Annotated in this window: 21 protein-coding genes and 1 pseudogene; 7 read left to right on the forward strand and 15 right to left on the reverse strand. The window is 33.7% G+C overall.

The features are described 5' to 3' along the window. Together BW942_RS06670 and BW942_RS21955 are read right to left on the reverse strand one after the other, a co-directional pair. Positions 1-490 (reverse strand): DUF1564 domain-containing protein (locus tag BW942_RS06670; RefSeq protein ID WP_082279636.1); only part of this gene is annotated, 490 nt, incomplete at its 3' end. 167 nt (positions 491-657) lie between these two features. Next, on the reverse strand, positions 658-786 hold the full coding sequence (locus BW942_RS21955) for a hypothetical protein (RefSeq protein WP_001116772.1): 129 nt from the start codon (positions 784-786) through the stop codon (positions 658-660). Between the two features lie 483 nt (positions 787-1,269). Here BW942_RS21955 and BW942_RS06675 point away from each other — a divergent pair, with 483 nt between their 5' ends. From BW942_RS06675 to BW942_RS06690, 4 genes are all read left to right on the forward strand, one after another. Then, positions 1,270-2,595 carry an adenosine deaminase gene (locus BW942_RS06675; protein WP_000805986.1) on the forward strand — a complete coding sequence of 442 codons (1,326 nt, stop codon included), beginning with the start codon at positions 1,270-1,272 and terminating at the stop codon, positions 2,593-2,595. Positions 2,596-2,761: 166 nt separating this feature from the next. Beyond that, on the forward strand, positions 2,762-3,679 hold the full coding sequence (locus BW942_RS06680) for a hypothetical protein (protein WP_000933457.1): 918 nt from the start codon (positions 2,762-2,764) through the stop codon (positions 3,677-3,679). After that, on the forward strand, positions 3,679-5,478 hold the full coding sequence (locus BW942_RS06685) for a TrkH family potassium uptake protein (protein WP_001084504.1): 1,800 nt from the start codon (positions 3,679-3,681) through the stop codon (positions 5,476-5,478). The genes BW942_RS06680 and BW942_RS06685 overlap by 1 nt, the downstream gene beginning before the upstream one ends. Before the next feature lie 12 nt (positions 5,479-5,490). Further along, positions 5,491-6,201: a potassium channel family protein gene (locus tag BW942_RS06690; protein WP_000985723.1), complete on the forward strand. Its 711-nt coding sequence runs from the start codon at positions 5,491-5,493 to the stop codon at positions 6,199-6,201. Here the strand turns inward: BW942_RS06690 and BW942_RS06695 are convergent. After that, positions 6,186-7,202 (reverse strand): aldo/keto reductase, encoded by a 1,017-nt coding sequence (locus BW942_RS06695; RefSeq protein WP_002185292.1) that lies wholly within the window; start codon positions 7,200-7,202, stop codon positions 6,186-6,188. The two genes, BW942_RS06690 and BW942_RS06695, sit on opposite strands and share 16 nt — an antisense overlap. 520 nt (positions 7,203-7,722) lie before the next feature. Here BW942_RS06695 and BW942_RS06700 point away from each other — a divergent pair. After that, the gene (locus BW942_RS06700; protein ID WP_000371179.1) at positions 7,723-9,294 is read left to right on the forward strand and encodes a hypothetical protein; all 1,572 of its coding nucleotides are present in this window, start codon (positions 7,723-7,725) and stop codon (positions 9,292-9,294) included. 25 nt (positions 9,295-9,319) lie between these two features. Here the strand turns inward: BW942_RS06700 and BW942_RS06705 are convergent, their stop codons facing one another. Genes BW942_RS06705 through BW942_RS06715 form a run of 3 tightly spaced genes read right to left on the reverse strand, consistent with a single transcriptional unit; the run spans position 9,320 to position 10,522 of the window. Next, positions 9,320-9,607, reverse strand: coding sequence for an acylphosphatase (locus BW942_RS06705; RefSeq protein ID WP_000534971.1), 288 nt, complete (start codon positions 9,605-9,607; stop codon positions 9,320-9,322). Continuing rightward, positions 9,597-10,034, reverse strand: coding sequence for a globin domain-containing protein (locus BW942_RS06710; protein WP_000007621.1), 438 nt, complete (start codon positions 10,032-10,034; stop codon positions 9,597-9,599). The genes BW942_RS06705 and BW942_RS06710 overlap by 11 nt, the downstream gene beginning before the upstream one ends. Next, positions 10,034-10,522, reverse strand: a complete 489-nt coding sequence (locus BW942_RS06715) for an RNA pyrophosphohydrolase (protein ID WP_000360599.1) — start codon at positions 10,520-10,522, stop codon at positions 10,034-10,036. Before BW942_RS06715 ends, BW942_RS06710 begins: the two co-directional genes overlap by 1 nt. A gap of 546 nt (positions 10,523-11,068) precedes the next feature. Here BW942_RS06715 and BW942_RS06720 point away from each other — a divergent pair. Further along, positions 11,069-11,501: pseudogene (locus tag BW942_RS06720) on the forward strand (SET domain-containing protein). A gap of 422 nt (positions 11,502-11,923) precedes the next feature. Here BW942_RS06720 and BW942_RS06725 read toward each other — a convergent pair. From BW942_RS06725 to BW942_RS06770, 9 genes are all read right to left on the reverse strand, one after another. Then, positions 11,924-12,712 carry a glycerophosphodiester phosphodiesterase gene (locus BW942_RS06725; protein ID WP_000572014.1) on the reverse strand — a complete coding sequence of 263 codons (789 nt, stop codon included), beginning with the start codon at positions 12,710-12,712 and terminating at the stop codon, positions 11,924-11,926. 134 nt (positions 12,713-12,846) lie between these two features. Further along, on the reverse strand, positions 12,847-13,230 hold the full coding sequence (locus BW942_RS06730; RefSeq protein ID WP_000414808.1) for a phasin-related domain-containing protein: 384 nt from the start codon (positions 13,228-13,230) through the stop codon (positions 12,847-12,849). 1,077 nt (positions 13,231-14,307) lie between these two features. Further along, positions 14,308-15,408 (reverse strand): MltA domain-containing protein, encoded by a 1,101-nt coding sequence (locus BW942_RS06740; RefSeq protein WP_001238476.1) that lies wholly within the window; start codon positions 15,406-15,408, stop codon positions 14,308-14,310. Positions 15,409-15,510: 102 nt separating this feature from the next. Further along, positions 15,511-17,115 (reverse strand): 7TM diverse intracellular signaling domain-containing protein, encoded by a 1,605-nt coding sequence (locus tag BW942_RS06745; RefSeq protein WP_000464730.1) that lies wholly within the window; start codon positions 17,113-17,115, stop codon positions 15,511-15,513. A 581-nt stretch (positions 17,116-17,696) separates the two neighbouring features. Beyond that, positions 17,697-18,182 (reverse strand): DUF4442 domain-containing protein, encoded by a 486-nt coding sequence (locus tag BW942_RS06750; protein WP_001053574.1) that lies wholly within the window; start codon positions 18,180-18,182, stop codon positions 17,697-17,699. Positions 18,183-19,141: 959 nt separating this feature from the next. Next, positions 19,142-20,611: a potassium/proton antiporter gene (locus tag BW942_RS06755; protein ID WP_000393930.1), complete on the reverse strand. Its 1,470-nt coding sequence runs from the start codon at positions 20,609-20,611 to the stop codon at positions 19,142-19,144. Positions 20,612-21,087: 476 nt separating this feature from the next. Beyond that, positions 21,088-21,303 carry a cysteine-rich CWC family protein gene (locus tag BW942_RS06760; RefSeq protein WP_001288215.1) on the reverse strand — a complete coding sequence of 72 codons (216 nt, stop codon included), beginning with the start codon at positions 21,301-21,303 and terminating at the stop codon, positions 21,088-21,090. Positions 21,304-21,324: 21 nt separating this feature from the next. Further along, complete coding sequence (locus BW942_RS06765; RefSeq protein ID WP_001021825.1) at positions 21,325-21,765, reverse strand: GNAT family N-acetyltransferase; 441 nt, start codon at positions 21,763-21,765, stop codon at positions 21,325-21,327. Between the two features lie 683 nt (positions 21,766-22,448). After that, a complete protein-coding gene (locus tag BW942_RS06770; protein WP_000439958.1) occupies positions 22,449-23,735 on the reverse strand; it encodes an esterase/lipase family protein in 1,287 nt (428 codons plus the stop codon). A gap of 107 nt (positions 23,736-23,842) precedes the next feature. Between BW942_RS06770 and BW942_RS06775 the strand changes: the two genes are divergently transcribed. After that, the gene (locus BW942_RS06775) at positions 23,843-25,540 is read left to right on the forward strand and encodes a B12-binding domain-containing radical SAM protein (protein ID WP_001237996.1); all 1,698 of its coding nucleotides are present in this window, start codon (positions 23,843-23,845) and stop codon (positions 25,538-25,540) included. Positions 25,541-25,566: the final 26 nt, after the last annotated feature.

The following is a 25,566-nucleotide window of genomic DNA, read 5'->3' on the forward strand; positions in this document are numbered from 1 at the left end:
TCATTGGGTTTGGTTCGAACTTTAATTCTCTTGATATGAGATTTTGTCTCCTGTTGATCTTCCAAGTCATTTCGTAAGTCCAGTGAAAGCGAGGAACTCCCCGGTTCAAAGTTTTCACAAAAAAATCCCCTTGTTCATCCAGCCAGAGCATATAATTAAAAAGATAACACCGAGAAACCCCATGAGCAGCAGCTAACACACCTAAGGTCGCCCAAACACCGGTATGAACCCGAATACTGAATTTTTTCATTTTACCAACACCCAGATTGTATTTAATTTTACCCGCCTTATTATGAAGTCGCGTCATAGACGCAATTTGTTTCGAATATTTTCTCAGTAAAAGAGGAAGCCTATTCCGAAGAACCTTCCTTTCTTGAAGATCCAACCGATTCCAATAAACTTCCGGAACCAAAAGAGAATCGGTTCCAACAACACCTTCTATCAAAACAGATTCAATTTTTTGACCTTCATCGAATAAAAGAATATCCATACTAGGAAACGGTTCTTCTACTTATCTAAACGGAATGGTTTATAAAAAAAATTTAGAAAGAAAACATAATAGAGTTTTTGAAAAATGGATTCTCTATCAGTTTTCGTTGTATAAAAACGGTCGATTGAAGCAATTTGCTAATCCGCACTTTCAATAACTCTAATATTTTAATGCGAGTTTGAGTCCGGGTCTTGAAAACAAAAGAATTGACCCGGAAAAGGGGTAGTGGAAGCCGAAACGGAGTATTCGGCTGCAGCGAGGGGAAGGCTTTCCCCTCCCAAAAGACTGAACGGCAAAAACAATATTCTCCAAATTCATAAATTAAGTATATTATAATACTATAAAATATAAATCATTCATTGTTTTTTCAAAAAAATCCGAAAACGGCTCCGCCCTTTCCTATTTCAACCCTTTGAATTTTTATTTACTACTCCGGACGTTATAAAAACAGTATTATACTGAGATTATTTCAAAACTTAGAATAGAGTTGTTGAAAAATTCCATAGTTCAATTAACAAAATTGCTTTAATCGACCGTTTCCATGAAATAGAAATAGATGGAGAATTAATTTTTCAACTATTCTAATATAAGATCCCAACTAATAAACATGTGTTTTATCAAAAACCTACATAGTATGACTCCTAAGTTTCCCAAGTCGTATAAGGCGCAAATAGAATTCACAAAATTTGTAGAGTGTGTATATTCTAAAAATTTCTTTCCTCTAAAATTGAATTCTAATTTATCTTATAAAAATACAAAAATCGGACATCGTAACTTTTATGAAACCATACGCAGATCTTCACAATCATCTTTATGGATCGATCACTTCTGAATTTTTATACGAGTTGGGAAAATCTAATCCGTCTCCTCGTTGGGAAATTTTCACCAGTTCTTACTTACAATGTTTTGGTAAAAAAATTTCTACAGAAACTTTTTTCCAAGACTATCAAGATCCGGATTCTTTTCGTAAATTCTATCAGTTTAATCACAGAGGTCCATTTACTGAATTTCAGGCAAAGTTTAATCTAATCATCGCTTTGTCCAAGTTCGATCCCGCCGAAATATCGTTAGTCGCCACTCGAGTTGTAGAAAATCAATTCCTTCAAGGTGTAACTTACGGAGAATATAGATTGATGTATTCTCCACTGGAAACAGAAATTGGGATCTATGAAAAAACCTTGGCTGCCTGTGAAGGTTTGGCGCTCGGCGAACAAAAAACCGGCGGGCTTGCCAAAGGCAAATTAGTAATTTCTTTGCATAGAGACGGGGATGTATTTCAAGAATATCTAATTTATAAAAATATTATGGAAAAAAATTCACTGATTCGAAACTACTTAGTAGGTTTAGATTTTTGTTATATAGAAGAAGGTTTTCCTCCCAAGGGGAAAAGAAAATTTTTCCAAGAAGTAAATAGAGACAATCAAGCCGAAAAAAACACGGCACTTGCAATTCTTTATCACGTAGGAGAAAGTTTTCAAGATAAGTCGATTTTATCTGCTTCTAGATGGGTTTTAGAATCTGCGGAATGGGGAGCCCATCGTCTTGGGCACGCGATCGCTCTTGGGCTTCATCCTTCCGAAAAAATGAAAGATGAAATTACGGAACCTAGATCGGAAAGATTGGACCAACTTCAATTATACTATGATCGAAAAGAGGAATTGGATTCTTATTTTGAAGTTCCTTCGAGAGAAAAAATCGGAAACGAAATCGATTCTCTCAAACATAAGGAAACCGTGAAATTCAATATTAGCCCTTCTTTTTTAGAAGAATGTATTGGTTTTCAAAACTATTGCATTTCTAAAATCAAACAGACAAATGCAATCATCGAGTCTTGCCCCAGTTCAAACGAATATATAGGAATGGTAGTCAATCCGGAATCTCATCCAATCCTTCGTTTCGCAAAGAATGATATGAAATTTACAATCTCCACGGATGATCCTGGAATTTTCGGAACCTCCATCAAAGAAGAATTTTCCAAAGCGGCAAAAATTGGTCTTAGCACCGAAGTATTGGAAACGGTCAGGAGAAATTCTTTTTTATTTACTTCGGAAATTCTAAGTGGAAAAAAATCGTCTTCTGAATTCGAAGTTTTAGAAAGTTTTTAAAAAATGCGTGAGTTCCCACAGATTACGTCTCTTTCGGTGGTTTGCAAGTTGTGAACAATTTTTTTTATTGTAAATATGCTTGTGAGTTCCGGCGCTTGCAGCTCATCCGGGAGAACTCTAAAAATCCTTGCCTCGACCTATGTCTAAAAGATTTTAGAAGAAAGCCATGCTAAACTTACAAGAAATCTGCAAGAATCGACTGAATTTCGTTCGAAACTGCGAAACACTTGTATATAAAAATGGAAAAAGTTGTAAAAAAATCCAAAGTTCTTTTGCCAATCTTTTCAACGAAACAGATTGGTTCCGATTTCATAAAATCACCCAACTTACAACCATACTTCTTATCTTTTCTTTTTTAAATCCTAACTCTCTATTCTCTCAGAGCCAGACAGACTTTGCCGATCCTTATGATTTTAATCTAAGGAACTATAAAGATTCTCAAGCCCGAGAAGTGTTTCAGGAATATACGGTTCCCCCTACTTTTAAAAAACCCGCCTTAATTTCTCCTAAAAACGTTCAGATCCCTTTTGAAAGCCCCTTCCCAGCTACAGGAGGGTTGCGAAGAACCACAACTCCAAATACGGAAAGAAGACAGGACAATCTAGTAAATCCTCTTACAGGCAATATCAACGTAGAAACGATTCTTCAAAGACAGGCACAACAACAAGCAGATAAAAAAAGAAAACAGAATCAAGTTTTCGAAGAAGAAAAATATACCGAAACCACGTTTCGTCGTTTTACCATCATCTTTTTTATGACACTTCCGATCACGCTAGGAATAGGATATGCAATCGCCGCCAATGCAAGAGTTCCAGGTTATCATAAATTCCAAAAAACTTTCGGAGGCTCAATTTTTATTTTTACTTTCGGAACCAGTCTTGCTTTTGCAAACGCCTGGCACGATATGAAAGAATATGAATCCATGAAAAAGGAGAATCAACCAGAGTCTCCTCCCGTAGAACCCACATCCGCAGACTCTCTAGGTTTCGGAAATTCTCTTCCGATTTCCGGTTCGGCCTCAGCTTCTCCGGTTCCAGGAAGAGAATATAAACTGGAGATTTCTCTCTTTAACGTCAGTTTTTAATGAATTCCATTAAAGACATTATATTCAAACTATCAAATATAAGAAGAAACGTAACTATCTTTTATCAAACTAAGATCTATCCCTTTCTCAGAATTTATTATTCTATCTGCGGGACCATTTCTCTTTGTCTTTTGGTTTTGATCTATGGATTTTATTATCCACACGAATGGACTCACTGGATTCGATTAATCGTAAACGTAATTGTAGTTTCTCTTGTAGTTTACGAAGCCCTTTCGTTTATTTTTGTAGAAAATAATTTATTCAATTATTTGAAAACACACAAAACAGAAGCAATCGTCGTTTTTCTGATCGTATTTCAAGAAATCATCAGTCAAGAAATTTATGAAATTCTAACTCTCGATTCTTTAAGTGGAGAAGACGCAAGTTTGGCTTTTTTATCTTTGAGCCAACTATTTCTTTTATTTAGTAACTTTTCTAGACTGATTCGAAAAACAGAACTTCTCAATTACAGACAAATCAGTCCGTCCTTAGTCATCGCGGTAAGTTTCGGAATTTTGATTCTTTTAGGTACGCTCGCATTATCCTTACCAAGAGCCCAAGCGACTTCGATTTCTACGATAGACGTTTTTTTTACGGTAGTAAGTGCCGTTTGTGTCACCGGTTTGAGTACAATTTCAGTTTCCACTCAACTGACCGGAACGGGACAAACGATCCTGATGATTTTGATCCAAATCGGTGGACTCGGTTTAATGACTCTTACCGTTTTTTTTGCAATCTTTTTAGCGGGTCAAGTCAGCGTCACAAATAAACTTCTAATTAAAGATCTATTCAGCCAGGAAAGTGTAGGACGGGCTTCCTCTGTTTTAAAACAAGTAGCCGCTCAAACTTTTCTCATAGAAGCGATCGGAGTATTATTGATCTTTATCTGTTATCCAGACTCAAATGAAACAAATCTTAAAAATAAAATTTTTTATTCCTTGTTTCATTCAGTAAGCTCGTTTTGCAACGCAGGTTTTTCCACCTTTCCGAAAGGATTTGAAACCGATTGGATGTTAAACCAAAAAGAATTTTTATCCGTGGTGATGATTTTAATCGTACTCGGTGGTTTGGGTTTTCCAACGGTAAACCATCTGATTCAATGGGTATTTAAAATCGGAGATTATCCCAAAAGAATGGAACTCGGTGTAAAACTAATTCTGACTGTAACCGTAGGTTTGATCTTATTCGGAATGGTTTCTTATTACGTTTTAGAAAGAAAAGAAACACTTTCTGAATTAGGTATAATAGACGGAATGTTTCACTCCCTTTTTTATTCTATCAGTTCAAGGACCGCTGGTTTTAATACATTAAGTATTTCTAAAATGGGAACCCCTATGATATTCGTTAGTCTTTTTTTGATGTGGGTAGGAGCATCACCTAACGGAACAGGAGGTGGAATCAAAACAACTACCCTTGCAATTTCAGTACTACATCTATTCAATCACATTCGAGGAAAGGAAGAATTAGAAGTTTTCGGAAGAAGAGTTTCTTCCGGAACTACTTCCAGAGCCTCCGCTGGAATTTTAGTTTCTTTATTTTTAATCTTTTTTGGAATTTTCTTTTTAACCTGTACTGAAAACTCAGCGTTTTTAGATCTTTGTTACGAAGTAGTCTCCGCATTCGGAACTGCAGGACTTTCCAGAGGAATCACTCCTTCTCTCACTTCAGCAGGTAAAGTGTTGATCTGTTTAATGATGTTTTGCGGTCGGGTCGGAATGTTGACAATACTGATCGCATTTGTTCCTAAAGAAAAAAAATCCGGACTTAAATTTCCGGAAGAATCAGTCATAGTAGGATAAAGGAGAAACCTCATGGCGATTAAAAGAAAAAATAAAACTCTCAAAAAAAGAATCGCGGTTATCGGTCTGGGAGAATTCGGCAAGGCCTTAGTCGTCTATTTGAATGAAAACGGACACGAGGTTACCGCAATAGATAAAGACATAAAAATCATAGAAGAAATTAAAGACTTTTGTGCTCTCGCTGTATGTGTGGATACGAGCAATCGAACTTCATTAGAAGAATTAGATTTAGAAGACATGGATGAAATCGTAGTCGCACTCGCTGAAAATTTCGAATCACTGATCACAACTGCATACAATTTAAAAGCGATGAATCTGAAATCATTACACATACGTTATCATTCCGAATTGAATCGTAAAATACTTCAAATGATCGGAATCGAAAACCTTTTTAATCCGGAAGAAAGAGCGGCAGCCTCCATGGCGGAACAACTGAGTTATCAGGGAGTTAAAAAGGCTACTTTGTTAAGCGAAGAATATAGTCTTTTTGAAGTGGAAATTTCACCTCTTCTTTACGGTACAAAACTAAAAGAACTCAACCTTAGGGAAAATTTTCAGCTTAACTTAGTTGCAATTAGAAGAGCAGAATCCAATGGAAGTGAATCGGAAGGGGGAGTGTTTCTCCCCAATTCTAGAACGATATTTCGAGAGAAAGAAATTCTGATCCTATTCGGAAAGTCCGAAAGTATCAAACAGTTTACGAACGCCTATCCCATTGGATAAGGTATTTCTTTGGAAACCTCGTCTATCTTTTTTAAAACATCCTCTGATAAAATCACGTTCTTAGCCTTTAAACTTTCTTCCAATTGTTCCACTGTATTCGCTCCGATAATTGTAGAAGCAACGTAGTCGTGTTGTTTAGACCAGGCCACCGCAAGAACCGTAACTGACATTCCAGCTTCTTGCGCGATCTTCATTAATTTTTGGGTAGAAGCCAATGTGCCTTCGTTTAAAAAACGATGAGCCATTTTTTTTTGCCTTTCACCAGAATTTAGATAACGGCTAAATCTAGCGTTCTGAGGAGGATTAGAAGAATTGTATTTTCCCGAAAGAACTCCACCCGCAATCGGAGAATAAGGCAAAAGACTCACACCTTCTTTTTTGCATATATCGGATAACGCGTCCTCAAATCTTCGGTTTAATATACTAAAATTATTCTGAATGGACTCATAACGTGACAAACTAAATTTTTCGGAAATAGAAAGACTTTTCATCATTCCCCACGCAGTTTCATTACTGTTACCGATATAACGAACTTTTCCTTCTTTAATTAGTTCCGTCAAAACTTGTAGAGTTTCTTCATAACCGAAATCATGATCCGGCCAATGTGTTTGATAAAGATCTACAAAATCAGTTCCCAAACGTCTAAGACTTCCTTCAATCGCAGTTCGGATATTTTTCCGATCCAACGCCGTTTTTCCTTCTCTAACTGGAGGGGCAAACCAACCGTGTCCAGGACCGCAGACCTTAGTGGCGATCAAAATAGAATCTCTTTTTTTGGTCTTTAACCACTTTCCAAAAATTCTTTCCGTCTCATGCACATAACTAGCATCAGGTGGAACTGGATAAACTTCAGCCGTATCGTAAAAATCGATTCCCGCGTCGTAAGCCCTATCTAAAATACGGAACGCCTCCACCTCGTCACAAGTAGATCCAAAGGTCATCGTTCCCATACAGATTTCAGAAACGACCATACCTGATTTTCCCAGTCTTCTTTTTTTCAATTCTATTCCTCCATTTAAAGTCAAAAATGAGCCTTTTATCGACAAAGGCAATCCGAAACGTTTTCAAACCAACATTTGAAAAACAAATTATAAGAATTGGTTACCGCATTTAAAAAGAACTAAAAAATTTGACGTTTCCTATAGATAACTATGCTAAAAAAGTTTGAATATAAAAATATTAAGTTACCCGAACACTACACTCACATTTTAAAACTTTATTTTATCAAGAAGAAATGAATCATAGTTTTTGCATATATCAACTTGATTTTATCGGTAATCTTTCTGCTAAAAAAACAGAGTTATTTTTGATATAACCTCTACTCTATAAAACAGATTTTTAATCTGCTTAAATTTGTAAAATTTCCATTTCATACAGAAATATAATTTTAAGATCGGTATCTTTAGGTTTCATGAAAGTTCCCTTTAGTAGAACTTTTGAATATTTTTTACTATTTTTGATTCTAATATAGTATAAAATCGTAAAACTTCGTCCTAAAATTTATCGCAAGAGGTAAAGAATTTGGATCCAGATTCGCTTTACGATCATGAGAAATACGAAAACCTCATGCCTTCGTATTTGTATCTGAAAAACGAGGCAGATGCCACCGATCAAGAGGCAATTTCCTTAAATCCAAAAGAAATAGAAATCCTCTATCAAATTAGAAATCATACGACCCTGGAAGGTTTTTTTTCAGGTAAAATCTTAAAGGTATGGAAAGACGAAGGTTCAAAACCTATCTACGTAAATACTTTGAAAAAACTTGTTAACGAGAATTTGATTCTAGTATTTCCGGAGTTTAAATTTTTAAAAGAGACCAATCAACTTGCGGTCTGTCTCTGTCTCATCTCAGAAAAAGAATTCAAAAGTTCTAATCGAGAAAAATTAAAAGAAATTTATCTAAATAGTCTAAGCAAATCCGCACTGGCAATTCAAAACTATATTTTGGAAAGTGAACCTTACCAAATTAGCGAATTAATGTCTATATTTGAATATTTAATTACGGAAAACGCCGAAGGAACCTTCATTAAACAATCTTTTAATATCAAAAATTGGATTCATTCTTTCACATTCAAAGAACTTCTAAAAGAAGAAGTGATCGAGGATTCGGTTCAATTTATTTTAGAAAACATTCAAGAAAGTGAATATATTGCTGTTACAAAAAGTATCGGACTTTTTCATCTAACTGACGAACTTACCGAAAAAGCGTTTGAAATTCTAAAAGGATACTACCTCAACCAGTTTTCTCAAAAATTAAAAGAAAATTATCAAACCGCTTGGGAACTGATTTCGAAAAATCGAAAGAACATAGTGGTAGACGTCAATTATTCCGGCCCCATCTCAGGTCTCGAAGAAAAATTCGTTTCAGAAGAATTAAAGATTATAGGCGAAAATCTGAACGGTTTGATTCCGAAAACGTTTCGAGATTTTTTGATCATAGCAAACTATATTTCACAAAAACACGATCAAGAAAGAAATCACAGTGCCTCCGGAGAAGACCTAAAATCGATCAAGATGTTAAAAACGATGATGACTATGAAAAGCTCCAATTTATCGCAGTTTGTAGTTATCAATTCGGATGAGGATCGGGAATTTTCTCATTCCATAGTAGACAATCTAAGAAGAGATCCAGATTGTATTTCTTGCGATTGGTATGAAAAAGGAAAAAAAATGGAATGTTTTTGCAGTAAAAAAGAAGACATCATTATTTCCTTAATGAAACTAATGGTGGAAAAATACGCTTTCAAAAAAGATACTATTAGAAATTTCTTATATCTTTTAAAAAAAGAAAAAAATAATCTCGGAAACTTATATCAGAACGCAAATTTTAAACTAGCTCTCATACAATTGAAATATTCTTGTTATAAAGAAAATCTCTCTTGGTTTTCTAAAATATTAAATTTTTTAGGAATTTATAAATTGTTACAAACCTACTTGGAACACGAGGAATCCATCGTTCAATTAGAGCAACTCAATAGAGAAATTGTATATAAGGAAAATCGAAAAAAACAATTGGAAAAAATCAGAGCAGAATGGCTCAGAGAAATCGAAGCAGATTCCAACTTAGTCACAGAAAAAAAAGCAGAATCCTAAAAACAGAATCGATATTATACGTAGGTCATTTCTTAATTTCAAAAGTTCTAAAGTTTCCTTTTGGATCTTCCCAAGTAATCAGGGCTTCTTTTACTTCAGACCCTTTAGGACCTCTTTGAATCGCTCTGTAGAGATCTTCTATAAACATCTTATCTCCTTCTACAACAGTTTCTACTTCCCCACCTGGAAGATTTTGAGTATAACCGCTTAGCCTACATTCTTGGGCTCTTTGAAGAATATAATATCTAAAACCAACTCCTTGAACCTTTCCTCGAACTAAAATTTTTGCCCTCGAATTATTTTTAGATCCCATTAGATTCCTCCGTTTTACTTTCCAGATTTACCATCCACGTAGAGAAGTCCTTAAAAAAAATCCAAAGAACTTCTTTAGCTGAAACTTCCGCATCCCAATCGTCCAAAACCTTACGATAACAAGAAAGCCAAACCCTTCTCGCTTTTTCATCGATCGGAAACAGAAGATGTCTGGCACGCATTTTAGGTGGTCCGTAGTTTTGAGAATACAAAGGTGGACCGCCCGTTACCTGAATTAAAAAATCAGCGGATTTAATTTTACTATCTTCTAGATTTTCCTGAAACATAAAAGAGATCGAACTAGAAGGAATCTGATCATAAAAATCAGAAACGAGTTTACGAAGACTATTTTCGCCAACAGAACCGAAAACCAATTGTAAACCAGGAATTGGTCCCGGAGGGCCACCAGGTGGAATAAAAAAGGACATTACGATCTATTTCCGATGTCTTGCAAAAAGTTTTGGATCTTAGGCTCAAAGTCATTTACAATTTTATAATATACATCTTTTTTAAAAGGAACGACTGTATTCAACGTGTTTTTTATAGGAATAAAACGAACCGTTCCAAATTCTCTTTCATGAATATCCAAATCACATTGATCCACTTCCCCGTCCCAATAGATAAGAAACCACTTTTGAAGTTGTCCCCTATATTTTTGAAGATGACGGTTTAGAGGAAGGTTTTCGGGAAAGTCATAGGAAATCCAATCTGGATATTCAGCTACGATTTTTCCAGAATCGATTCCGACTTCTTCATATAATTCTCTCATGGCTGCCTTGATCGGATCTTCATCGTCGTCAATTCCACCTTGTGGAAATTGCCAAGAACCTAGAAAATTCAATCTTTCTCCAACCAAAACCTCTCCACGAGAGTTAAATACGACCATCCCGACATTTTTTCGGTAGGGTTTGTCCATACGAATAAGCTCCCGTTAACTCTATTCTATGACAAGAAGTTTTAAAGTCACTTATTTAACCCCAATATTATACAAACGCAGAACTAAATAAAAAATCAATTTTTCGAACCAGTCATTTCGATTTTAAAAGATCGTTATACAGAATTGGATCACTTTTGAAATAGGTTTTACTAATTCCTATATAATAAAGTATCAAGAATTTTTAGACAAATTCGCGTTTAGAAGTAAAACTGAAAACTCTATCCAATAGTTCCGAGTAGAAAATAGCTCGAACCTCATCTCAAAAATATTCTAGTTTGTCGTTAAACGCCGTTTTCAAATATTTTTATCTTTGAAAACTTATCATTTCTTTAATACTCCGGCAGTTATTTTAATAGTGGAGATATTTCAAAGAACAAACCCTTTCTATAAAATCTCTTTTGATAGTAACGTTAAGAATTCAGTTGCAAATTTTATACTCTTTTGGAAATGATAGCTTGAGAACAGTTCCTAAGAAGTACAGTTTAAGGTAAATTCTCATCGCATTCAGGAGTTTGATTTTCACCAATGCAATTACGTAAAAAAACTTCACGATCTCATATCTTCCATGAAAAGGACTTCGAGATAAAACCCTCTTCGATTCCTGGAATTGGAATGGGATTATTCCCAAAAGAAAACGTAAACAAAGGTGATACCATCGGATATTATACTGGAAAAATTCTTACCGATAGGACCGCAAACTCATCAAAATACTGCGAATCAAAGTATTTACTTTGGATCTGCAAGGACCATTGGATTTACGGAGAAGGAAAAGAAAGCAACTACACTCGTTTTATGAATCATAGTTCTAAACCAAACGTAAGACTTGTAGTATCAGTTCGTTGGAAAACCGCAAGATTTGAAGCCATCCGAAAAATTAAGTCAGGAGAAGAATTATTCTTCGATTATGGGGATGAATATTGGGATCAATACGGACATAGATCCAATCGAAAGAAATTAGAAATCACCTCAAAAAATAGATTTAAACTGTCGTTTTCCATTCAAAATAAGATAAATTTTTTATTGAATGAAAATCGTATAACGGCATTTCACTGAGAAGTTTAATTTTAAAGTGAATCTTATAAAATGGATTTTTGATTCTATGAAGGTCGTCAAACATCTATTTCACACAGAAATCTGATCGAAGAGTCATTGTTTTGAGATTTTATAGAGGTTTATTAATTTCCAGTTATTTCTACTAATTCCTATAAAACTGAATACCGTAAATTTTAATCTTCAAACTCTGTTTGAATACAAAATTTTGGACACTTTATTATATAGACCTAAACAATATAATTTCTAAAACCTCAGAATCAATTATTTGTCAATCCCACTATAGAATTTTTCGACAACTCTAATATGTAAAAAATCTATCAAACACAACTAACGTGAATATTGATTTACCAACTTCCTCATAGTTTTTGGGAAATTCGTAAAGAGACCATCCGCTCCAAAATCTAAAAATCGTTTCATATCTCTTTTTTCGTTCACCGTATAAATTATGCTTAGAAAATTTTTTTCAGATATTGATCTTAAATTTTCTTCCGAAGAGTCTTCCATAGAAGGATGAATACTCCAAGCCTTGATCTTTTCGCCAAAAATGACCGCTTCTGAAACATCTTCGCTTCCGTCCCCAACAAGAACGCCTAATTTTATTTGTGAATCTATATTTCTAATTCTTTCTAAACATTCCCAAGAAAAAGAAGAAATTACAACTCGATGAAACATTTGAAATCTACGAATCAAATGTAAGACTTTCAATTCGATAGAATTTTCATTTACGTGAGAATCAAGTGCGGTTGATTTAATTTCGATATTTAAATCGGTCTTGGATTTTTGAACCAAACGTAATACGTCTTTTAAAAAAGGGATTTTTTCTTTTTTAAATTTTCGTGCAAACCATGAACCGGCGTCGAGCTCACCTAGTATTTTTGCTTCAAACTTACGAACACTTCCTACCCATTTTGTAGTTCGATCTAAATCGTCATCGTGAATGACCACAATTTCCCTATCCTCGGAAAGGGTTACGTCCAATTCGATCAGATCCGCTTTCTCGTGAATCGCCTTTTGAAACGCAATCATAGTATTTTCCGGAAATTCTCCGCTAAAACCTCGATGTGCAAAAACGAGGGGGCGTTTTAAATCGTTCCGATTTTTAATATTCTCAATCATATTCTATTTTATGAATATATTTATAAAGTCAGAACTACAACGAAAAATTGAATTTAAAACCAATAGTAAATTTGAAAAGATAAGAAAGGATTCAGGCGGGTTAAGATCCCGCCCGAGAGAGAAAGTTACGATTCTTATTTAGAAACGGTAGCCTTTCCAGCAGTAGTATTTTTAATCGCCTCTGCCACTTCGTTGATTTTTGCTTTTACGGCTTCGATTTGACCTTCAGGGATTTTGTTTTTGATTTCTTCGGTGATTTTGTTGTAGTTCTCGATGATTTTAGCTCTGGTTTCTTCGTAGTTTTTGCCAGCAACGGAAGTCACTTCCTTAATATCGTTGATAACTTTATCAACGGTTTCACGGATTTTTACAGTCGCCTCAGAATTATCAGAAGCTCCTTTTGTGACAAGTTCCATATAGGTTTTTTCAAGATCAGCTTTCGCTTTACCCAGACCTTCCTGACTAGCTTTTATGAGTCCCAGACCCGCATTTAGAACATCTAGAATTTGCTTTTCCATTCAATTTTTCTCCTTAAGATCGTTTCTCTTCTTGTGCAGCGCACAATCCTTTTATATTGCAGCGCACAATTTTAGTCAATTGAAAAAAGAAAAAAATTCCTCAAATTTACAATTTTTTTAAAATAACTGCAAATTTTGTCCAATGCTTATGTTTAAACTATGATCATAATTTAGTGTGAGTTCGATCTAAAAAACCAATTTTTCCGTAAAAAATAAAATGTGGGAACTCTTACAAACCCAAACTTTACAATTGATTTTGAAAATGTAGAAACTCATACAAACTCTAAATTACAAAAATAAATGTTTAAAAATTCGCAACACAACGATTTCTGTGGGAACTACCACAAATCACGATCTTACAAACAAATTCTAAAATTGTAAGAACTCATAATTTTAGAAAATTCTTTCTCGTCTTCTTACGTCGAGTTCACGTTAAGAAGCTTCTTTCCGATTATCTTACGACGAACTTGAATGAACGCGAAAAAGATCGATGCGAGAAAACTCAGCAGAACGCTCTTTATCATAACCAACCCCACAAGTATTTGATCTCAATATAAATCTGTCGGAATTACGACAAATCCTCTGTAAAACTTAGTTCCCACCCCACAATGCGATTCATAGAGAGCGTTGTGTTGAGTTTTTCCTATTTTTGGGTGGGGGTGGTAAGGTTCAGAAAATTTTTATCTATCAGAAAAACATACTTTTTGCAAGTAAAAAGACTCATTCTTGTCGGAACACTTGAAAAATGTGCCTTTTTGAGCCCAGAACGGCGATTCCATAGAAAGCCCGTTCTGTTGAGTTCATTCTGATTCTAAAATCCTATTCAACTTGTGGGTAAGGTTATGGCTCTCAAACTCAGCGTCTCACTCTCCATGGATCGTTCGACAGATCGCGTTTGAACTCAGCAGAATGCTCTTTATGGATCGCGTTCTATATTAAACTAAAAAATATTTTTATATAACGTTTTCTGCATACAAGTTATTAGCCAAAGCCGAGAACCCGGTTCGCTCCAATTTCTCATTTTAGACCACGTTAATCTATTGAAGAATATTTCAAAAATTCTTAATTTACAAAAGTCTAATTCTTTATTTTAGGCAGAATTAAAAAAATTTTTCCTTGGGTATTAATCTTCCCGGCTTGATATTCTGCCGTTTCACCAGTTCCCAAAAAATAATCCAAACGACCGTGCCCCGTAATTTGAGATCCTCTATCATGGACAAATACAATTCTATTTTTTTCAGTTAAAACAGAAGATTCAAAAGAAATCAAAACTGGAATCCCCAAAGGAATCCCTGGATCCATTGCAACAGACCGTTTCGGAATCAGCTCAATTCCCCCACTTCCTCGAGGTGCAGAAGATTCTAGTTTAAAAAAAATATATCTTGGATTTTTGAGGATAGCCATTTCGACCTCTTTCGGATATTTAAGAATACAACTTTTTAAATCGGAAGGAATCAAACTACTGCAAATTCCCTTTAGAGATTCCGCAGGACTCTGATATTCTTTTCCATTATCCTCTGAATACGTTATGCGAAATGGAATATGATCCGGAACTTTTACAAAAGCCGAACCTTCTAATTGTGCGAGATGTAAATCTACAATTTTGACATATACGATCGCCTTTGATCGTTTTTTCCAAACGGAAGTATGAGACAACTCCTCTCTAGTTTCATACGGAACAAAAACCTCATTTATAATTTTGCCAACGGATTTTTTATTTCCGTCTTTTTTTACAATTAAATCAGATGGAGTTTCCAAAACTGGATAAATAAAATCTCCTTCTGGATAAAACCTCCCTTCTATTATAACTTCATAATATGCAGTAATTCTTCCAAGAGCTTCATCCTTTGTTTCTAAAAGTAAAAACGAATTTTGAAATTGGATTTTTCTAGACTCTGGATTTTTTTCTCGAAGAATTTTTTTTAAAATCTTCAAAGAATTCAACATTTGGTTTTTATGATACGAAGTTTTTCGAACTTGAGTTTTCCAATTAGAAGGAAGTTTTTGGTAATACGATTCCGATTCTTTTAAAGCACGATCCAAAGAATCAAAATCCTCCAATTGTAAAATTGAATCGAACTTTTGATGAACAATAAATCCAGATTTTTCTAACTCTTGCGAATATAACGAATATACGTTGAGTATAATAAAACAAATAAAAATAGATAACAAACGCATTTTATAGATTATCGATATTTAATTTAAAATCCAGTAGCGGCCCAAACGATCTTTTTTTAAATTATAACATTCAATTAGAAAGTAAGCCCAGTAATAATTTTTTTAAATAGAATCCGGAAATAACATCAATTTATATTCGGAGGAAGTCATTCCAGTTAAGGTTTTAAAAGACTTTTCCATTTCTCTACCAGAAGCAAAACCAGATCTATGTGCAATTTCTGAAGATTTTAGATCCTTTCTAGTCTTCAAAAGATGTTTTGCTTCTTCTACTCTGTATAGATTGATGTAAATTTCAAACGATTGAAGGTTAGAAAATTCCTGAACAAATCGATCTAAATCGTTAGGAGCAATCCTGAGAATTTCCGCAAAATCCTTTTTACTTAATTCTGGATTTTTAAAAATTCGTTCTACTCTCAATAGATGATCTAAACTGAATTGAAGTGAAGGAGTTTTATTCTGACCTACTACTTGAACCGGAAGATTTAATTTTTCCTGCATCTGACGTATATCATAAGCACGACTCAAAAATTTCCTTTTTACAAATTTCTCTCGATCTCTAAGACTTACCGTAATTACTATATAAATCGAAGGAAGAGATAATAAATAAGCGTGCACATAGTATTCATTATATTTTAGTAAATCTAAATAATATAAAATTCTAATTAATCCACTTCCAATAATAGGAATCATACATAGGATTATTTTTCTAGCAGGAGAAAAAGATTTTATTATGGAAAAAGTAGAAATTAAAACTAAAACTGAAACAAAAATAAATGTCCACGAGAATATTTTTACGACCAAAGCACGATCCAAAACGAAAGAGGACAAAATCGCCAAACATACAATTACGATCACAGTTCCGAATAACAGAAAACGAAAAATTTTATGAAGAGCCGAAGGCGAAAGAAACTGAACCATAAAGCAAACGGAACAAGCAAGAGCAAAAAAAGCAAATAACGTAGGTGTAATATTTTGAAATTGAGGTACGTTAGGCCATAGATATTTATATCCGTTTGCAAAACAGACCCAACCTTCCAGTGTTATAAACACAAGAAATCCCATGATACTTAAATAAACCGGATCAAGAGTTTGGCGATAGATAAAACCAATCAATAGTATAATAAATAAACTCAATACGAGCAAAAAAAGAATCAAAAGATTTCTATAATAATTTCCTTTTTGATATTCCAAACCGGATTCCAAAAAAATTGGAAAGTTGATAATAGAAGACGTTTTGATCCAAAGATAATATTGATTTTTTTCTTTTTGTATATCTAAAGGCTCCAAATAAAAAACAGGATAATAATCGTCTACGAATCTTTCCGAATATCTAAAACGATCACCCGTAATTTGAACGGAAGATTTTGCAAAAAGCGCCGCTCCGTCTAACGTTACTTGTGGAATCCTCAAAAAACATCTGGATCTTGGATACTGTTTGATGTTAAACCGAATCCAGACCGATTCTTTGATAAAACCCAATTTTAAAAACGAATTCTCTTTCGGTAAAAAAACGAGACTCTTTTTAGGTTCTTTAGGCACTTCGTTTGATAAATCAGGATCGAGTGCAAATTCAATTTGATCAAACTCGCAGATCTCGGCTACAGGAGAAGAATGAATTTCCTTCGATAATACAAAAGATAAGAATAAAATCAAAAATAAGAAACAATTGATAAAAGTTTGCTGGAATTTCATGAAGAAAAAAAACATCTCAATCCATTTGGTTAGGTTTTATCAAAGAAAGTCTGACACATTACAAATAATCGTGCCTCTTAAACTCGTTTCTATTTTTACAAAAGGTCTGTCCCAATTATAGGTGAAATAGTATCAAGAGTCATTCTTAGAGTCAAGGTCTCAAAAAAAATTTGACCAAAATAATTCTAATTTGATTACTTTATGAATAATTTTTTTGAACGTTAAATTCTATTTTCGAAGTAACTTTTAGGGTTTGTAATCAAAATTTTTACTACTGTTCATTTCAAAACTTTGTAATAATTTCAAAATCAATAGTTAAAACTTTGTAATATATCTAAGTTAAGAGCTTTTTAATAGATTTTGTTGAAAAAAATTTACCAAAACTGAAACAATTGGATTTTTATAAAAAAAATAGACCTGCGTAATAGAATACACATATCTTTTACTCAAACAGAGTTTTGGATAAAGATTCACGATACTTAACTTTATGGAGATCAGCAATTTCTACATATAAATTTTAAAATAAATTCTGTTTAGATGCAGATTTTATAAATTTAATTCTAGAATGTTTAGTAAATAAATGATACTCAGATTTTTTAAGAATTTATAATATTCTTTTCTTTTTTGATCCTTTCTTTTCTTCTTACATAAACCACTTTATCAAGTTCTGCGACTACCTTTCCAGTTTTAGAATCATAAATCTTAGTTTGAAAAAATACATCCAATTTCCTTTTTTCATCCGCTTCTTTTTGAATTCTTTCTATCTCTTCTTTAGGAATTTCAAAATCCGCAACCACCTGGCCCAATCCAGGAGTAATAAATCGAATTGTTGCAGCCTTATCCCATACGATATACTCTTCTCCTAAATTTTCCATAAGGATCAACATATAAAAAGGATCGCACATAGAATAAAGTGAACCTCCAAAATGAGTTCCTACTAAATTTCGATTCCACCAATGAAGTTTCATTGTTAGTCGAAAGTGTGTAAAATCCTTACCTATTTTTTTATACCGAATCCCCGCCGCAAAGTAAGGAGGGTAGAAGTTTAAAAAATAAAATCTAAATTTTTGCCTTAAGTTCATACAGTTTGATACCAAACATTTTAGTGATTTATCCTTTTGTTATAAATGATTCCAATTTTAAAATCATAAAATAAATAATCTTCATCCAGAAATTTGATTTTACTCTCAATATTATAAAATATGGATGTCATAAATTTTGTGTTAAACTGGGATTCTTATCAAACCATTCCGTAGAAATTAATAGTTTTAATATTCGTTATTTATAGGCTGTAATTATTCTACCGTATATTAGATTCATAATAAAAAGTTTCTATCATCTCCAGTGTAAAAAAGAAATACATCTTCCTACTATTTGAACGCATAAAAATAGTACCCGAAATTAACCGTCGATTTACAAAAATGCGGAAGTACTCAAAAATTACATCTGATCCAGAATTATTAGCCATTTTTAAAGGAAGTTGTATATTCTAACTTTTGAAACAAGTTTATGGTAGTATTATTTTCATGCATCCGAGTACTAGCTATAAAATATTATGGTAAATTTACTCAGAACCATATAATAAGTACCCAATATTTTGCATTAAAACAAGACTTTGCAATAAAAACTTACGGCACTCGATTTCATAGGGATCACTAAAATAAAAACATAAAAAAATTAATATATTTTAAAAATATAAAGTATTAATAAACATCCATCAAATACGAACTTGTATCAAATGACTCGCGAGGTTGAGTTTCATAAAAATACAAGAACTATTACAAAAATTTAACGAGATTAAAACTGCTCGAAAGTTCACAAATTACCAAACGTAACCTAACTCGTAGGAACTATTGTATTTTATTAAAAATTTCTAAAGACTTATAGCGTAAAGTTCTTTAAGGTTTTGAAACAGCTCTATATAAAAATTACTATAAATTTCAAAAACTTCCAGATACAGAACTACTTGGGAGAATTATAACCTTTTATTGAATTTTCTAAAATATTATGTTTATGCTTTTCTAGATTTTGGGATAATTTATTAAGGCAGACTTGAATCTACTTTAGATAGAATTTCTCGAATTTTATCTTCACTCCCTTTTGGAGTCAAAATCAAAAGTACATCACCTTCTTCTAATTTAGTTTTTCCTGTTGGAACAATATGTTTGTCTCCTCGATAAATTAGAGTAATTAACGAATTCTCCGGAAAATTTAAAGAATATACAAATTTTCCAACCGTATCCGATCCGTAAGGTACGATAAACTCAAGTAGGTTGGAATCACTCTGTTCCCTATTTTCAAACTCGAACGGATAAGAAGCTCTTTGTTCTAAAGGCGCATCTAGCCCGAGCCATCGAACCACTTGAGGCACACTAGTTCCTTGAATCAGCAAAGAAACGAGTACCGTAAAAAATACTAAATGAAAAATTTTATCTGACCCTTCCACTCCTTGAGCAAACGGGAATGTAGCAAGTATAATCGGCGCCGCACCTCTAAGTCCGATCCAAGATACTAATAATTTTTCTTTGAAATTATATCCAGATTTAATTAAAGAGATAAACACTGCAATTGGTCTCGCAATGAATACTAAAAAACAAGAAAATAAAATTCCGGTTCCGAAAAGTGGAGGAATTCTACTCGGATAAACAAGCAAACCTAACGTTAAGAACATTACAATTTGCATCAACCACGCAATCCCATCTAAGAATCGTAAATTACTCCGCTTATGAACAAAGGATTGATTTCCTAACACAAGCCCCGCAATATAAACAGCTAAAAACGGATTCCCTCCTATCAATTCCGTAGCAGAATATACAAATAATACAGAAGCAGAAATCAACACTGGATACAATCCTTCGTATTCTAACCTAATTCGATTAAGCCCTTTATAGATTAAGTATCCAAATAGAGCTCCCGCTACAGACCCAATTGAAAATTGTATAATAATATGAAATACTAATTCTTCTGCCTTCGGTATCTGAGGGCCTAAAAGACTTAATATACTTACGGTTAAAAGAACAGCTAACGGATCGTTACTTCCAGACTCTAACTCGAGCAAGGAAGTCAGTCCTTTTTTCATTCCTGTATTTCTAGTTCTTAATACATTGAATACAGCAGCCGCATCCGTAGATGATACGACCGCTCCCAACAAAAATCCTATAATCGGTGAGAATCCTAAAACATAAACAGAGAACAGCCCCATTACGGCCCAAGTAATCAACACTCCTAAGTTGCCTAAAACGATTCCCTTCCAGAGAACCGGTCTGATCTTTTGCCATTCGGTTTCTAATCCTCCTGAAAAAAGAATATACGCCAATGCTATGGAACCTACTTGTCTTGCAAGAATCGGATTATCAAAATCAATTCCTCCCGGACCATCCGAACCGGCGGCCATTCCTATCATTAAAAATAACAATAGAGAAGGTACTCCGAACTTGGACGAAATTCTTAAAAGTCCTATGCTGAGTATGATTAACCCTGATAAGATAAGTGTATTGAATTCAAATTCCATTATTTAAAATTTCTTTTTTAGATCTTATACGAAAGATAAGTTTATTCTCATTCCCTTTTTTTAATGAAAGTTGTCATTCCAAAAATTTCTTTCAGACTTTGTTCATATCTAAATAGACTCAATTTGAAATTTTACTTTTTCTCTTAAATCCAATTTTCAACTGTCACAGTTGCTTTTTTATAGTTTCTAAAATATTACTGAAAAATCCAACGTATAAAAAATTTCATACTTCTCTAGTTTTCAAATTTAAAATCTATTTAATCACCTAATTAGGAAATTTTTACAACGTTAGATTTTTAGAGTCGATAATTTGATTTTGGAGTTAATAATAAAATGTCTAAGCATAAAAATGATGAAGTATCAACGGAATGGATTGTAGAATAGGCTCCTTTTACACTGTTAGACGATAAAAATGAAAGTTTACTTTTAAAAACTTTCAAAGATTTACAAATGAATGTTTTATAAAACGTGAGTTATTACAAATTCCCTTTTTTAGACTTTTCTAATTCTTTCAAACAAGGAACACAAAGACAGTCTTTGTAATTTTCTTTGATTTGATTTCGAATCTCAGACGACAAACTTATAGAAAAACATTCGCAGGAATAAAAAGCGGCGCCACAACCAAAAGTCTGCCCACAACGCTGACAGAGTTTTATAGCGACTGCCGGATTTAAAAAATTTTCTTCAGACATATATTATAAAATTAAAATATACTACACAACCCAAGTATAATAAATAAATTCTTCGTCTTTTACAAAACCTATAGATTCATATAATTTTTGGGCAATACGATTATCAAAAGCAGTTGATAATTGAATATACTTCGCCCTTGTTTCTCTCGCAAGTTCAGCAGTTTTTTCGATCAAAGCCCTACCTCCTCCTTTTTTACGATGTTCCAGTCTAACAAAAAGATCATTTAAAATCCAAGCCCGTTTCATAGACAAGGAGGTAAATATCGGATATAACTGAGTAAAACCACAACAAGTATTACCGTCCATCAAGAGATAAATTTTGGATTCTTGTTTAAGAATTCTTTCTTCAATAAATTTTTCCGCACCCTTTAAATCCGATTTCTGTTTATAAAACTGGCGATATTCGTCAAAAAGTTTAGCAATTTCTGGCAAATCCAGAAGAGAGGCTTCTTTAATATTCATTTTAAATTTTTCCAAAAAACGACACTTACAATTTAAAGCCCGTTCTGAAACTCAGAAAAATAGCCTGACATCATTGAGCAAGTTCTAAAAAATAATTTTAAGAATAGAATTGTTGAAAAATTAATTCTCCATCTTATTTCTGTTTTATGAAATAATCGATTGAAGCAGTTTTGTTAACCATCGCTATGGAATTTTTCAACAACTCTAATTTAGAAATCCTACTCAAGATTATATAATAGACTACAGCAAATTTTCATCGTAAAAGTCTATTTGAGATCAAGATTTACCGCACTAAGAATCCATCCCAAAACTTACACATGAAGAATGATTAGAAAATTCACAAATTTTAGATGGGACTATTTTTATAGAAAGTTTAACAGTTTATTATAAAATTATAAAATATTATTGTTTATATATTTATTTAATAATAAAACAAAACTCTAAATAATCTTTACTACTATAACATATTAAAATTGTACCTAAAACTAACGACCAATTTGCGAAGATATAGAAATTCTCACAAATTAAGTTTAACCTGAAATTTATGTCTTTTTTTAAAACAATCCACATTTTAATTTTTAGAAAAAACTCATAATATTATTTGTATGTGCCCGAGTAATCAATATCGTTTCAGCTTGGCATAAATCAAAAGAGACGAATAGTTTACAAAAGAACTTTTATAATCAAAAATTTATTCGATCGTTTAATGTTCCTCGGAGAATCCTACTCGTCTGTGGATGTGCCATAACCTGATAATGAGAAGTTTCAAATAAACAATGAACCCGCGATTCCGGATTGGATTTTTTTCGGTACACTTTATCACTTAACAAAGTAAGGCTCGGCTTTTCCACAATTCCGTCTCCAATCCAAGAAGACCATTTGGATTCCGTTTTTGTTACCAAACTGTAAATTTGAGTCGCATTTACGTCGTCAAGCTCCCCAAAATACAAATCGTTTAAATATCTTTTCATCTGATCGTTCTGAATCCAATCCTCTTCACGTATGATTCCATGAGAAAGATCTTTGATTGCGTCGCTTCTCTGATTTCCGATAAAACCCAAAATATGAACCGGAAGAATCGGCAACGATTCCGCTCCAAGTCCTAACCAAAAACCAATCTTTTCGATATACGATCCTCCATCGGGAGAATTAATCACAAGCGCATGACGAATCCTTTTTGAAAACTGGGAACCATTCTGTTTAGACTGATATAATGCGCTTCTGAAAATCAAACCTCCTTGACTATAAGATATAACGTCTAACGTTCTATTTTCCAACTCTGGGGAATTTAGAAGATTCTCCACAAGATCCAACATTTTTTTTGCATTTGTAGAAAGATGAATTCCGGGATTAAATCGAAGATAAACGGGATAATAACCGCATTCTTTCATCGTTTCTGAAAGTGGAATTTCTCCATTTGTATTCCAAAGCCCTTCGTCACAAAAAAGACCTGGAATACATAAAATCACATAAGGTAATTTTGAATTTTTCCAATCCATTAGAATTTCTTGATATTCTGCATCTTTACCTTTGAGTCTAAAAGAAGCTTGAACCTGAGAAGTAGTTACAACTCCCGCAAAAGATTCGCCTACGATACTAGAAACTGGAATATTCTCAAAAAGAGTTCTTTTAACAACTTCATCAGCATTTTCAAGAGCGTCTAACGCTATCTGCATTGCATTTGAAGTAGAAATCAAAGCATCCGTCAACCCCTGTTCCGTTTTTTCACCTGCATTTTTCAGGACTTCTCCGGATTTGAAAAAGAATTCAGCCAGACTCGTATTCTGAACCAAAGGTGTACCCGAAAGTTCGGATAACCGTTTAGACGACCAATCTAAAGATTCACTCAAAACGGACCGGACCGTTTCCAAGGTTCCCACCGAAGTATCTTTTGCAAATCGAATCAACAGTTTACTTAGATTCATACTTGGTTGTGTAGGTTTGTAAGGTATTCTATCTTTTCTTTCCATCGCGCGCGAAGTATAACTTAAAATTTACTTTAGGTCAAATTCAATTCTTAGACTTAAAACAAAACGAAGAGGCTTGATCTTGTAATTCCTTCTGTTTCTATGGCGACATGCGGCTACTGCTCATTCAACCTCCGGTGGAAGATTTTTACGATACCGATATTCGATTACAGCCGATCGGACTTTGTTATCTCAAAGGGGCCATACAAAAATTTTTACCGAATGTGGAAGTAATAATCAGAGATTTTCATAGAGGATTAGGAAACAAACTCGCCGGAAGAAGAACGATTCCTATTCCAAACGAACTCAAATACCTAAAAGAATACTATCCGGTTCCGGATCGAAGTCCATTCTCAACATTTTTTGAATACTTTCATTTTGGCGCTTCTTATGAAGATATATCAAAAGAAGTAAAATACTTAAATCCAGATCTTGTAGGAATTTCCTCTTTATTTTCTCCCTATTATAGAGAAGCTTTAAAAACAGCGGAAGAGATAAAAAAAGTTTTAAACGTTCCCGTTTTGATGGGAGGTTCTCACGTTTCCGCCTGTCCCGAATTGATGCTTTCAAATCCGTATGTGGATTTCATAATTCGAGGAGAAGGAGAAAAAGCGATCTGTGACTTTTTAAACGAATTTCAAAATGAAAAACGTTATGCGCTCGTTGGTTCCCTTGGATGGAAAGAAAGTGGAAAAATGTATCTAAATCCGATTGGGGAAAATTTTCCGATTCAAGATCTACCTCCTCCCGATCTTTCCTATTTATCGAAAATACATTATCTTTTTGAAGGAAAACCGATGCGTTTTATCATCACTTCTAGAAGTTGTCCGCATCGTTGTAGTTTTTGTTCAGTTCACACAACTTTTGGAACCAAATATAGAAGAAACACCGTAGAACGAGTGTTAAGTGAAATCAAAAAATCCTACGAATTAGGTTATCGAGTATTTGATTTTGAAGACGACAACTTGACTTTCTTTCGTCCGGAAATGAAACAACTCTGTGAAGAATTGATTGATGCCTTTCCAAAAAAAGACGTTCGGTTTGTGGCTATGAATGGAATCTCTTATATCAGCTTAGATCCAGAACTTCTTCGCTTAATGAAAGAAGCAGGATTTACAAATTTAAACTTAGCTCTAGTCAGTTCTGATAAACTCGTTCGAGAAACAACCAAAAGACCTCATACGGTCGAAAAATATATTCAGATCGTTCAAGAAGGATTTAAGCTTGGATTCCAAATTACCTCTTATCAAATTCTCGGACTTCCGATGGAAACTTTGGAATCCATGATTCAAACTCTTCAATTTAACGCGGGACAGCCAGTTTTAATGGGGGCCTCTCTTTTTTATCTGACTCCAAATTCTCCGATTGCATCTAACTTTCCGGAAAGAAACGAATCGGACATTTTTCTTGCAAGGTTAACTTCCATGGCAATTCCCTCCGAACATTTTGATAGGGAAGATATTTATTCTCTTTTTATAATTACTAGAATGTTAAATTTTCTAAAAAGCGCTCAAATCCCCAAAGACAATTTGGCTTCTTTAAATGATACATTTAGAATATTAGAAAATTATGATTCTAGATCTTTTCTAGGAGTAAAACTCTTTAAAAAATTACTGGAAGAGAAAAAACTATACGCTTCTGCACCTCAAGGTTTGATTTTTTTAGATAAATTTCGATACAAAGTTTTTGAAATGGTTTTTTCAGGATTGGACAAGATCACAACCCTTTCCGGTGGAAATATTGATCTGAAAGATCTAAACTCTTTTATGTCCTTAAAAGAACCGAATTTAGAATTGAACTCCTATTAAATTGAAAGTTTAAAAGTGCAGATAAA

Origin of the sequence: Leptospira interrogans, from assembly GCF_900156205.1 — a bacterium.
GTDB lineage: Bacteria > Spirochaetota > Leptospiria > Leptospirales > Leptospiraceae > Leptospira > Leptospira interrogans.